This is a genomic window from Myxococcales bacterium, assembly GCA_022184915.1.
Classification (GTDB): domain Bacteria; phylum Myxococcota_A; class Polyangia; order Fen-1088; family Fen-1088; genus JAGTJU01.
The window spans coordinates 1300419-1312542 of the sequence record JAGTJU010000001.1; the positions used below are offsets into that span (position 1 = coordinate 1300419).

Genomic DNA, 12124 nt, shown 5'->3' on the forward strand with positions numbered 1-12124 from the left:
GCCCCCCTTCGGCTCTCGGCGAACTCATGGCGAGCATCATCATTCACGGCGCACAGCCGTTTGGTCGCTTCCCGATCGTGAAGCTCGAGACGTCGATCGGGCGAGGCGAGGAATGCGACATCTTCTTTCCCGATCGGCACCTGTCGCGCTTGCACGCCGAGATCCGGCAGGAAGGGCAGGGACAGCCCTTCGTGTTGGTGGACCTGCGCAGCAAGAACGGTACGTTTCTCAACGGCGTTCGCCTGGTCAGGGCCACGGCTCTCGAAGACGGCGACGTCATCGACGTGGGGCGCAACCGACTGACCTTCGTGGCGGGTCTCGAGCGTGAGGAGGGAGAGCCGCGGCGTCCGAGTTCCCATGACTTCTCCCTGCGCGACCTCGTGGAGCGCAAGACGGCCGACATCGCGGACACCTCCGGACACGATCGCATCGTCGACCTCATCAACCTCGCGCCCGAGGCGTTGAGCGGATACGAATCAGAGGGCGCGCTGTGTGACCGTGTGCTCGACCTCCTGGTCGAACAAGTGGGGTTGGAGCACGGGGCCGTCCTCGTCTGGAACGCGAGCGCGAGCGCCTTCGACGTGCGGGCGGGTCGCGGCCGCTTCTCGGAGCTTGGGCGGGTGGTCCTGGGTGAGGCCATCTTGGAGCGGGCCGTGCAAGAGGGCGGCGCCTTCCTGTATGCGCTGGGCGAGGCCGAGGATACCGCCGACAGCGAAGCGGGGTGCTGCATGCCGCTGCTCGAGAGCGCGATGAAGGGCAAGGGAACGCAGGTGCGAGGTTTGATCTACGCCGAGATGAGCCTGCTGAGGCGCCTGGCTCCGTCGAACCTCAACGGCCTTTCTGCCTTCGCCAACGTGGTGGCCATGAGGCTCGAAAACCTGCAGCTACACGAGGCCCGGCGGGACGGCGAGCGCCTCGAAAAGGACCTCCGCCTCGCAGCCGAGATTCAAGCCAGCCTCCTTCCGGGCAAAGCCCCCGACCTTTCCGGCTACGAGATTGCTGGTGGTACGGAGCCGTGTCGCATGGTGGGGGGCGACTACTACGATTTTGTTCGAGAAGATCGCGCGCTCACGTTTGCCTTGGGCGACGTGGCGGGAAACGGCTTGGGCGCCGCCATGTTGATGATCGCCCTGCGTGCTGCGGTCACTGCGCACTGGCGTAACCGCTCCTTGGCGGAGGCCATGCTGAAGATGAACGAGACCTTCGGGCCCAACGTGCCGGACGACCGGTACGCCACATTGTTCTTTGCCCGCCTCGATCTCGACACGGGGGTCGTGACCTACGTGAACGCGGCGCAAAATCCGCCCCTCTTGGTCCGGAGCGCGGACGACACCGTGGAAACGCTCAAGACGGGTGGCACCATCTTGGGGGCGTTTCCAGAGACCCGCTACGACGAGGACACGGTCAAGATGCAGCCAGGTGACGTTCTCCTCGTGTTCTCGGACGGCGTCAGCGATGTGTGGCCGTCCGACGACGTCGCGGAACGAGCGTTGTTGGACGTGCTCAAGCGACACAGAGCGCGAAGCGCCGAGACCATCAAGACCTTCATCTTCGATACGATTCACGCCCGCAACGCGTCTCGCCCAAAGGATGATCGTACGATCTTGGTCATCAAGCGAGCTCTTGCACCGGCTCTGGGATGAACGACGCTCTCAGGCGCGGCGAGGGCCGGGGACGTCGACGGGAGCGGGTCCGTTCAGGACAGGGCGGAGAGACGAAGGAGGCCGTCTCGCACGCGGGGCACGGCGGCGGGAGGGCGGCGGGCCAAAGTCGTGGCGCGATCCAGCATCTGGATGAGTTCGTCGTCGCGGAGTCGTCTGTCGTCCGGGAAGTTTAGATAGACCACGGCCGTGACTTCCCCCTGGAGATCTTGCACGGGGAGGGCCACGGCAGCTGCCTCGGGTAAGGGGGTGGGAAGGGCGAACCGCTTGCGCCGTCCGCCCGTGCAGGTCGACAGCGTGGCGTTGCGCTCGAATGCCAGGCCCACGAGGCCGCATCCCCGGTGCACCGTGCGAACCGCGGCCAGCGCCACGGGCGGGATCTGCCAGGCCGCCGCAAGGATGAGCGTGTCTCGATCCCCTCGTTCGTACACGACGCCCGCAAGCGCCTTGTGCTCTTTCACGAACCTCTCCAACCAATCACTCACGTCCACTGTTTCGCCCCCCCAGAACAATCAGGATACGCGACCCCTCATTCCCAAGAAAAGCAAATCCACCGCGACGAACACGCTTGATCAGGTGCTGGCGTAAGGGCGCAAAGCGTGACTTACATGCACGTTCAGTCATCCGGGAGGCGAGGCACTCGTCAGGGTGGGGCCAGAAACGACGTCCGTGTCGCTGCACGTGACGAGCTCGTGGGTCAAGGGCACGCCATCGATGTAAGTCACCGTGTGGTGGGGTAAGGCCGGCACTCGGGCGCCGGGTGACGTGATGCCGATCAGATTGAGTGGATCGCAGGCCGACAGCGTCGTGCGTGTCCCCGTCGGGGGTTGCTTACGGGTGTGGCGAAGGGCCTCGAGCGCTTCGGGCAGCGCGAACTGTTCTCCAACGAAACCTTCCACCAGCCGCCCCCCGCGGATCTCGCCGCGCATTTCCATGAGACGCAGTGTGGGCAGCAGCTCACGCCAAGGGGGGGCGTGGGCTTCCCGTGCGAGTAAGTCCCGGAACAGCACCCCGAACCGTCTGAGACATTGCCGCGCCCATTGTTCCCGGCGTGCATCCTCGGGAGGCACGCCACGCTGAAGCGCTGGCCCCCGCAGCAGGGACCAACGGCCCGCTCCGAAGCGCGCGCTGCTGCGTGCCCCCGTGCTCCCGAACCAACGCGGACGTGCGGGCTGTCGGCGGTCAGGCATGAGCGCGCGGAGGTTGGCAAACCCGTCGGCGCTGATGCGTCCCGCAGCCACCAGTTCCCAAAGAGCCGTCTCCACCTCGTTGCGCCCGAGGCCGAGGCCCACCACGAGGTCATCCAGGAAGCTGGCGCCAGCCTCTTGCAGAAAGCGAAATACGCTCTGCGCCGGCTCCGACAGCGCCGCCTCCGCAGGGGTTCCCGAGGGGGGAACGACGGGTTCGAGCAACCAGGGCAACTCCCTGCGGAGGACCAGGGACAGCGGCGCGGCTCGCGTCAGGCTCGTGCTGGGCTCTGCGCGTGGCGCAAGTTTTCCCCACGACACGTGGCCGCCAAGACACAGATCGTCGAGCCAGCCGGGATCATAGCCAGCAAGGCGCGCTGGCAGCAGATCGCGCTCCCAGGTCACGGCGGCGGCCTCGAATCCCTGGAGCTGTCCCACGATCTCCAGCAGGCCGTCCCGCCCCGTGAGCTGGCGTCCGGGGCCGACGTGCTGCCAGGCAAAGAGAAAGCGCATGAGGTCGGCTGGCGTGGCTGGCTCGATGCCGCGACGAAGGCCCTCCACGGTCAAGCGGTTGGCGCGGGCGAGCAGCCTTCGATCGACCCATTGCTCTCGCCCTTGATCGTGGGCAGGCGGGGGGGGATCCGTCCATCGCCCCCGCATGACGCCGCCCTGTGCCTCCACGCCTGCGAGTGCCGCTTCCGCATCGCTCGTTGTTACGCCCAGGCGTTCCGCCAGCGCCTCGGCGGTGAGAGGCGGCGAAAACGCCATGTGCCCGCGCACCACGTCCGTGAGGGCGCCGTCACGACCTTCCCAGGCGTGGGCACGCCGGGCTGGGGGTTCAATCAGCCCGGGGGGCACGGAAGCGTCAGGCCAGATGGCCTTCACCAGACTGAGGCGCTCGGCGGCGACCCAGAAGTGTTTGGGCGGGTGAGCTCCCGCGAGCCCGAGCACACCTGCGCGTCGCTCTTCCTCCAGCCGCGTGAAGCCAGTGGTCCAGCCTCGCGCTTCGCCTTCGGCCGCGGGCCAGACTCCCACTTCCAACAAGAGGTCGTGCAGTTCATCGGCGCTGCGCACGAGCGGCGCGGCAGCCTCCACGACCGAGGCGAGCGCCTGAGGATCCAGCTGTCCGAGCGAGTTGGCCAGCTCCGCCGGCAGACCTCGGCGAACCGCCACGGCTCGGGAACGCCGCTCTTCGAGAGGGGCGTCGTCGAGGAAGGCATACGGGTTCGCATTGAGAATCTCGTGCGCGAACACCGACGGTTCCGTGGTCTCGCGCACCACGGTGGCAATGCGCCCTGCCACGAGATCCTCGAGCACCCGCTTGAGGCCCTCGGCGTCCATCAACTCGCCCAGGCAATCGGCAAGGGTCTGCTTCACGAGCGGGTGATCGGGGACTTCGATCGGCCCGCCCCCATGATTGTCCTGGCAGGCCACCTGCCCGGGAAACACGGCTGCCAGCAAATCCTGTGAGCGCATGCGCAGCAGATTGGGGGGCACCCGTTTGCCGTTTTGTGTTCGCCGCAGCGCCAGCGCGCGTGTGGCGTTCCAGCGCCAGCGGGTCTCGAACATGGGCGCTTGCAGGGCCGCCTGTGTGAGCAACTCGTCGACCAGGTTCGGCCGCAGCATCTGTAAAATGAGCTCCAGCGGGAAACTGTGCTGGGGCGAGAGCGACAGCAGCACACCTTCGTCGGTGGCGGCGGCCTGCAACTCGAAGTCGAACGAGCGGCAGAAACGCTTGCGCAGCGCCATGCCCCAGGCCCGGTTGATCCGCCCCCCGAAGGGCGCATGGATCACGAGCTGGGTGCCGCCCGACTCGTCGAAGAAGCGCTCGGCCACGATGCAGCGCTGGGACGGTACGGCCCCCAACGCGGCGTGCCCGGCCGCCACGTAGCCTGCCAGCAGCTTGGCGCCGGCCTCGCAGAGGGCGCTGCCCTCCGATAGGCTGCGAAGCAGAGCGGGCTCTATCCGCGCGGGCGAGACATCCAACTCCGACGGGGGACATGCGCGACGGGCGATCTCCTCGCGGAGCTCACCAACCTCGTCCGAAAGCTCGAGCGTACGGGCAGGACCTTCTCCAAACCAGAACGGCACCGAGGGCGGTGCGCCCGCGGCGTCTTCGACCCGCACTTTGCCGTTCTCCACCCGGCGAATGCGCCAAGACGTGTTGCCGAGCAAAATGACGTCACCCGCGCTCGAGTCGATGGCGAAGTCTTCGTCGACCGTGCCAATCAAAGTTCCCTCCGGCTCGAGCACCACCTCGAAGAGGGCCGTATCGGGGATGGCGCCGCCCGAGGTGAGGGCCGTGAGCCGCGCGCCGTTGCGCGCCCGCAAGCGCCGGTTCACGGCGTCGCGGTGGAGCAAAGCACTCGGGCGCCCCCGGCTCGTCGAGATCCCCTCGGCCAACATGTCGACGACGGCATCGAAGTCCGCGCGCGTGAGCGCGTCGTAAGGGGCTGCCCGACGCACCAGCTCGAAGAGGGCGTCTTCCTCCCAGGTCTCGCAGGCGCACGCGGCCACGAGCTGCTGGGCGAGAATGTCGAGCGGCCCCGTGCGTAGCTCGACTCGATCCAGTGTGCCCCGCCGCGCGGCGCGCACGAGGCCCGCACACTCGACCAATTGATCGCGTGTCAGGGGAAACAAACGCGCCTTGGGCGTTCCGCCCACCGTGTGACTTGCGCGACCGATGCGTTGCACGCCCGTGGCGATGGTGCGGGGTGAGCCCACGAGACACACGAGATCCACGGCCCCCACGTCGATGCCCAGCTCGAGCGACGCGGTGGCGACCACCAGTTGCAGGTCGCCAGCCTTGAGACGCTGTTCCGTCTGAAAGCGTCGCTCCCGCGAGAGGCTGCCGTGGTGGGCACCCACGGCGGCCTCACCGAGCCGGGCGGAGAGGTTGTGCGCCAGGCGTTCGACGAGCCGGCGTGTGTTCACGAACACCAGCGTGGAGCGATGCTGCCGGGCGAACTCCGCCACGCGATCGTAAAGCTCGCCCCACTGTTCATTGGTACACACGGCACCCAGTTCATCGCGGGGGATTTCGATGGCCAGGTCCAGGGTGCGAGGCCTGGCGGCGTTGACCACGGCCGGGGCAGGGCGGGCCCCCACGAGCAGGCGGCTGGCCGTTTCCAGGGGGTAGATGGTGGCCGAGAGGCCGATCCGCTGAACCGGGCGCCCCACGAGCGCTTCGAGACGTTCCAGCGAGAGCGCCAGATGGCTGCCGCGTTTGTCGGCGGCCATGGCGTGGATTTCGTCGACGATCACCGTACGCACGTGGCGTAGCCCACGGCGGCCCGATTCCGACGTGAGGAGAATGTAGAGCGATTCGGGTGTGGTGACGAGAATGTGCGGGGGTTTGCGAACCGCTTCCCGGCGTTCCTTCACGCTCGTGTCACCCGTTCGTAGGGCCGTCCGCAAGGGAGGCAGTGCAAGCCCCATCGCGCGAGCCGTTTCGCTGATCTCGGCCAGCGGGGTTTCCAGATTGCGGCGTACGTCGTTCGACAAGGCCTTGAGCGGCGATACGTAGACGATAGCCGTTTCGTCGGAGAGTAAAGACAGTTCAGGCGCCCCGCGTGCGTCGTCCCGGACGGGGTCCATTGACAATGAGCCCTGCGTCGCTGCCTCTGCGGTGTCCGGGGCGCCCAATGCGCGCTTCACGAGATGATCGAGGCACGCGAGAAAGGCAGCCAACGTCTTGCCCGAGCCCGTGGGGGCCGTAATCAACACGTTTCGGCCGGCGGCGATGAGCGGCCAGGCCTCCGCCTGAGCTGCCGTGGGGCTCCCGAAGCGTCGGGTGAACCAGGCCTCGACCACCGGATGGAACATTTGTTCAGCATGTTAGGGGCGGCTCTTCGTCGAGGCAAGCGGGGCCGAGGCGTTCGTTGCGGCCCCGCCGCGCCCGTGCTGTATGTTTGGCGCGTGAAAACCCCAGACGAGTCGGGCGCCGACGCCCTTGCCATCGTGACGCCCAAAGGCAAGCGCCGCGTAGAGTCTGGACATCCTTGGGTGTTTCGCCAGGACGTGCAGAGCGGCCCGGGCGCAGACGCCCTCACCGGGGGACCGAGTCTGGTCACCGTGATGGATCCCCGGGGGCAGGCCCTGGGCGTTGCTTTGTGGGCCGCGGCCTCGAAGGTCGCCCTGCGCATGCTCACGCGGTCGACGCTGCCTGCTGCGCCAGGCCGCTCTGGCCGTGGCAACGACACGGAGCGCCTGATGGACCTTTTACGAGGGCGCCTGGCGCGCGCCCTGGCCCACCGTGAGGCCATGGGCCTGGCGCGCACGCAATCGGCCTTTCGGGCGGTGCACGCCGAGGGTGACGATGTGCCGGGCCTTTTCGTCGACAAATACGCCCACGCGGCGGTGGTGCAGGTGGCGGCTTTGGCGTTCGAGCCCCTGCTTCCGAGCATTGCCGAGCACGTGGCCGAGGCATTGTCGGTCAACGTGGTGGTGGCCCGCAATGACACCTCAATGCGCGATTTCGAAGGGCTGCCCCGCAAGGACTTCGTCGCGTGGGGCCAGGGCGCGACCACGGTTCGGTATCGGCTGGGGCCCAACGAACTCGAAGCCGATCTGCTCCGCGACGGCAAAACCGGGGGGTTTTTGGATCAGGCGGACAACCATGCGTTCGTGGCATCGCTTAGCCAGCCGGGGGGCCGCGCGCTCGACGCCTTCACCTTTCACGGCGGTTTCGCTCTCGCGTTGGCGCGCAGGGCGTCTTATGTGCTCGCGGCCGACGCCGACCTCGAGGCCAGTCGACGGGCGCGCTCCAATGCGGCCCTCAATGGTCTTGGGCACATGGAGGTTCGCTGCGCGGACGCGTACGCCTTGCTTGCGAGCCTCGAAGCGGCGGGACAGACGTTCGACACCGTCGTGCTGGATCCGCCCGCGTTCGCCAAGCGCGTGGGCGCCGTGGCGGCGGCAGAGAAGGCGTACCACGAGCTCTTCGTCCGGGGCCTGCGCGTGACGGCGCCGGGCGCCTTGTTCGTGTGCTGTTCGTGCTCCGGGCAGGTCGATCGGGCCTTATTCGACCGCGTGGTCACGGAAGCGGCGGCCACGGCCCGCAGGTCGGTGCAGATCCTGGCGCGTCGGGGCGCCGGACTCGACCACCCGGAGCGGCTCGGGGTTCCCGAGACCGGACATTTGAAGTGCTGGGTGATGCGCGTTCTGTAATGATGCCCTCGCCCATGTCGACCGCCCTACACCGCAAGGAGCACCTTTACCTCTGGCTCGTCGGCGTTTTCGTGGCGGCGCTCCTCACCGCCGACCTCATCGGCGGTCGCTTTTTCCGCCTCGCGGGCAGGGACCTGTCCGCGGGCATGCTGGCCTTCCCCCTCACATTCCTGCTCACCGACGTAGTGAACGAGTTTTATGGGGCCCAGGCCACCCGGCGTCTCACCTTCGTGGGTCTTGGTGCCGCCGTGTTTGCGTTTGCGGTGATCAACGTGGCGCTCGCGCTGCCTGTCAGCCCCGAATCGCCCCTCTCCGACGAAGCCTTTCGGGCCACCTTTGGATGGTCAAATCGGCTCTACGTCGCGTCGCTCACGGCCTATCTTGCGGGCCAGTTGCTCGACATTGCCGTGTTCTCTGGGCTCCGTCGGCTGACCCGGCACAAGTTGCTGTGGTTGCGGGCTACGGGCTCTACCCTGGTGAGCCAGGGAATCGACACCTTGATGGTGAACTTTGTCCTCCTGGGAGGCTTCAAGTCGACTTCGTTCATCATGGACGTGGCACGAGACTCCTACGTGCTCAAGATCCTGATTGCGCTGGCGCTCACGCCCCTCGTTTATCTCGTGCACGCCTTCGTTGGGCGCGTTCTGAAGGTTGACGAGCGCCCCCTGCCGTAACAGGGTGTGCGCGGCCTAGCGCGCGCCGAGGATGCAGTCTCGCGCCTCGCCCGAGTCCCATTTTCGCTTGTTGACGAAGTAGTGACGCAGCTTCCCCGAGGCATCGACGAGGAAGGATTCGGGGTACTTGTCGGTGCCGAAGCTCTTGGGCACGGTTTTGCTTTCGTCCCAAACCACGGAAATGGGCGTGCCCTTCGGGAAGAAGCGGCGAACCGCATCCCAGTCGTCATCGACGCTTACGGCCAGCACGACGGCGTCGTTGCCCAATTGCTCGGCCAGAGTCTCCAGGGCTGGCATTTCTTCGACACATGGGGGGCACCAGGTGGCCCAGAAGTTCAGCAACACGGGCCGGCCTTTCAGATCCGCGAGGGACCACATCTTTCCCGTCGCATCCGGCAGCTTGAAGTCGGCAGGCAGCCCGTTAGCCACGGCCTGCGGCAGAGGGGAGGGCTCGAGCGCACGGCAGGCGTTCTCGCGGGTTGCGGCGATCGTGTCATGAGCTGACACGAAAAAGCGTGCGGTCACCCACCCCGTAAAGAGGGCTACGATGATGGCTCCGGCCAGACGCTTGTTCTTGGGGGTGCCGGCGCGCAAAGAGCTCTGCGTGCCCGCGCTGTCGGACTGTGTGGAGAGGTTCTTGGCCATTTCGACGACGTCTCGCTGACCGCGAGGCGCTTCCAGTTTGACACACCCAAAAGAAAAAGGGCCGCCGAAGCGACCCTTTCCTTTTCGAGCTATCTGCTTGGGCCGCCGGGGGCGACCTGCCGCAGCGGGTGCCGTTCAGGCGCCCTTTTTGACTTTGGCCAGCTCCTGCTCCAACACCTTCTTGAAGGTGTCGAGAGGGTAGGCGCCGCCAATCTTCCGGCCGTTGATGAAGGTGGCCGGGGTGCCGTTCACTCCCACCGACTGGCCGAGCTTCACGTCTTCCTCGATGGCCGAGGCGAACTTGTTCGAGTCGAGCGCGGTCTTGAACTTGTTCATGTCGAGACCGATCTCTTGGGCGTACTTCTCGAGGCTCGCTCGGTCGAGGCTCTGTTGGTTGGCAAAGAGCTTATCGTGCATCTCCCAGAACTTGCCCTGTTCGGCGGCCGCCATCGAGGCCATCGCGGCAGGCTTGGCGTTCTGGTGGAAGTCGAGGGGGAAGTGCTTGAAGACGATCCGAACCTTGCCCTTGTACTCTTGCTCGATGGCGTCCAGGGTGGGCTTGATACGGCTGCAGAAGGGGCACTGGAACTCACTGAACACCACCATGGTGACAGGCGCGTTCTTGGGGCCCCGTGAGGGGGACGTACCTGGGTCCACTTTGGTGACCGTTTGGTCGTTCTCGGGTCCGGCGGGCTCGTCATTGGCAGCAGCCTGGGGAGGCGGCGCCGAGGCGGCCTGCTTCATGATCTCCTCGTACACCTTTTTCTTCGGGGTGCCGTTCTTGACGAGCTCCTCGGCCTTCTTCAACTCCTCGTCGATGCGCGCCTTGAAGGCGGGCAGGGGCTGCGCACCGGAGAGCAGGATGCCGTTGATGAAGAAGGCAGGCGTTCCGTTGGCACCCACCTTGGCGGCGAGAGCAGCGTCTTCCTCCACGGCCTGCTTCACCTTCTCCGACTCCAAAGCGGCCTTGAACTTGGTCATGTTCAGGCCGAGCTCGCCTGCGTAGCGCTCGAAATCAGCGGCGGTGAGGTTTTGCTGGTTGGCGAAGAGCTTGTCGTGCATCTCCCAGAACTTGCCCAGTTCACCGGCAGCGCGGGCGGCCACGGCGGCCGGCTTGGCGTTCTGGTGGAAAGGCAGGGGCAGATCTTTCCAAACCAGACGAATCTTGCCTTTGTACTCGTCCATGAACTGGTTGATGGTGGGCTCGACCCGGCTGCAGAAGGGGCACTGGTAGTCCGAGAACATCACCACGGTCACGAGGGCATCTGCGGGGCCCTTGCTGGGCGAGGCGCCCACGGGCACCTGCAAACGGGCACCTGCAGGTGGGGCACCCCCGCCCGCAGGAGCCGCCGGTTCCGCGGCTTCCACCTTGCCGCCTTTGATGATCTCGGCGTAGAGGTCTTTGCGAGCCACGCCCGCGGCCAGTTTTGCGTCGGCCTTCTTGATTTCCTCGTCGATGAGACTCTTGAAGTTGTCGAAGGGCTGTGCGCCCCGGAACACGCGTCCGTTAATGAAGAAGGTCGGTGTGCCTCGCGCTCCCAGCTTCGCGGCCACGGCCTTGTCACGCTCGATGCGGTCCTTGACCTCTTTGCTCTCGGCGTCCTTCTTGAACTTCGCCAGGTTGAGGCCGAGCTCCTTCGCGTAGCGCTCGAGGTCCTCTTTGCCCAACGCCTGCTGGTTGGCGAAGAGCTTGTCGTGCATCTCCCAGAACTTGCCCTGAAGGCGCGCTGCTTCCGCGGCCTGGGCGGCGGGCATTGCGTTTTGGTGAAAGTCGAGAGGCAGGTGCTTGAAGGACACTGCCACGTCGTCTTTGTAGGCGTCCTCGATCTGCTTGATCGTGCCCAAAACGCGGCTGCAGAAGGGACACTGGAACTCCGAAAAGGCCACGATCGTGACCTTGGGCTCCTTGCCGCCGTGAACGGGGGATCCGTCGATCTCCACCTTGAAAACGTCGTCCGAGACCGCGGGCTTTTGGGGCGCAGCAGGCGCCTCGGGAGCGGCACCGGTGCCGGCTGCCGCCATCAGCTTCGCGTAGATCTGGCCCTTCGGGGTCCCTTTGCCCACGAGCTTCTCCGCGCGCGACACTTCGTCGTCAATCACGGTCTTGAAGCTCTCGAACGGCACGGCGCCTTCGATCTTCCTTCCGTTGACGAAGAAGTTTGGCGTGCCCTGAACCCCGATGGCGCGGCCCGCTGCGAGGTCGTCGTCGACCACCTTCTTGAGCTTGCCACTGTCGAGCGCCGCTTTGAACTTGGCCACGTCGAGCCCGAGGTCCTGGGCATAGCTGTCGAGGTTTTCACGCTTGAGCGCTTGCTGATTGGCAAAGAGCTTGTCGTGCATCTCCCAGAACTTGCCCTGCTCGTCGGCGGCCGCGGTCGCCTGTGCGGCCAGGTGGGCGTCGCCGTGGAAGGGCAAGGGGTTGTGCTTGAACACCACCCGCACCTTGCCGGCGTAATCCTTGAGAATGCGATCGAGCGTGGGTCCCACCCGGCTGCAGAACGGGCACTGGAAGTCCGAGAACTCGACGATGGTCACGAGTGCGTCTTCCGCGCCCTTCGAGGGACCGTCGGCCGGTACCTTGATGCGCTCGACGCCACCGGCGATCTCCTTGTCCTCTGCGGACGCGACCACTTCCGTGTCGCTACCTCCAGAGCCCACTCCCATCTTGGCCCCTCCTGAGAGGCGCCCGAGAGCGAACCCACCTACGAGGGCAATCGCGGTCAGTACGAACGCTGTCCCTTTCTTCACCATGTTTCGGTCTCCTAAAGAACGAGGGTCTGAAATGTGG

The 12124-nt window shown here is 66.0% G+C and carries 7 protein-coding genes and 1 pseudogene; 3 read left to right on the top strand and 5 right to left on the bottom strand.

What is annotated here, in order from left to right:
* Positions 1–26: 26 nt before the first annotated feature.
* Positions 27–1643 carry a SpoIIE family protein phosphatase gene (locus tag KA712_05350; GenBank protein ID MCG5052366.1) on the top strand — a complete coding sequence of 539 codons (1617 nt, stop codon included), beginning with the start codon at positions 27–29 and terminating at the stop codon, positions 1641–1643.
* Between the two features lie 53 nt (positions 1644–1696).
* On the opposite strand, the gene KA712_05355 is transcribed toward KA712_05350, so the two are convergent.
* Together KA712_05355 and KA712_05360 are read right to left on the bottom strand one after the other, a co-directional pair.
* A complete protein-coding gene (locus tag KA712_05355; protein ID MCG5052367.1) occupies positions 1697–2122 on the bottom strand; it encodes a hypothetical protein in 426 nt (141 codons plus the stop codon).
* A gap of 159 nt (positions 2123–2281) precedes the next feature.
* Positions 2282–6673: a DEAD/DEAH box helicase gene (locus KA712_05360; GenBank protein MCG5052368.1), complete on the bottom strand. Its 4392-nt coding sequence runs from the start codon at positions 6671–6673 to the stop codon at positions 2282–2284.
* Positions 6674–6766: 93 nt separating this feature from the next.
* On the opposite strand from KA712_05360, the gene KA712_05365 reads away from it, so the two are divergent.
* Together KA712_05365 and KA712_05370 are read left to right on the top strand one after the other, a co-directional pair.
* The gene (locus KA712_05365) at positions 6767–8017 is read left to right on the top strand and encodes a class I SAM-dependent methyltransferase (GenBank protein MCG5052369.1); all 1251 of its coding nucleotides are present in this window, start codon (positions 6767–6769) and stop codon (positions 8015–8017) included.
* Positions 8018–8031: 14 nt separating this feature from the next.
* On the top strand, positions 8032–8691 hold the full coding sequence (locus KA712_05370) for a queuosine precursor transporter (protein ID MCG5052370.1): 660 nt from the start codon (positions 8032–8034) through the stop codon (positions 8689–8691).
* Positions 8692–8706: 15 nt separating this feature from the next.
* On the opposite strand, the gene KA712_05375 is transcribed toward KA712_05370, so the two are convergent.
* The 3 genes and pseudogenes from KA712_05375 to KA712_05385 form a co-directional block, all read right to left on the bottom strand.
* On the bottom strand, positions 8707–9336 hold the full coding sequence (locus KA712_05375) for a TlpA family protein disulfide reductase (GenBank protein ID MCG5052371.1): 630 nt from the start codon (positions 9334–9336) through the stop codon (positions 8707–8709).
* Between the two features lie 135 nt (positions 9337–9471).
* Positions 9472–10080 carry a thioredoxin domain-containing protein gene (locus KA712_05380; GenBank protein MCG5052372.1) on the bottom strand — a complete coding sequence of 203 codons (609 nt, stop codon included), beginning with the start codon at positions 10078–10080 and terminating at the stop codon, positions 9472–9474.
* A gap of 51 nt (positions 10081–10131) precedes the next feature.
* Positions 10132–12087, bottom strand: a pseudogene (locus KA712_05385) (thioredoxin domain-containing protein).
* Positions 12088–12124 lie beyond the last annotated feature (37 nt).

Bases quoted from the DNA above. Each gene is read 5' to 3' on its own strand.
- KA712_05350 (MCG5052366.1), top strand. From the start codon at position 27: ATGGCGAGCATCATCATTCACGGCGCACAGCCGTTTGGTCGCTTCCCG.
- KA712_05360 (MCG5052368.1), bottom strand. From the start codon at position 6,673: ATGTTCCATCCGGTGGTCGAGGCCTGGTTCACCCGACGCTTCGGGAGC.
- KA712_05370 (MCG5052370.1), top strand. From the start codon at position 8,032: ATGTCGACCGCCCTACACCGCAAGGAGCACCTTTACCTCTGGCTCGTC.
- KA712_05375 (MCG5052371.1), bottom strand. From the start codon at position 9,336: ATGGCCAAGAACCTCTCCACACAGTCCGACAGCGCGGGCACGCAGAGC.
- KA712_05380 (MCG5052372.1), bottom strand. From the start codon at position 10,080: ATGAAGCAGGCCGCCTCGGCGCCGCCTCCCCAGGCTGCTGCCAATGAC.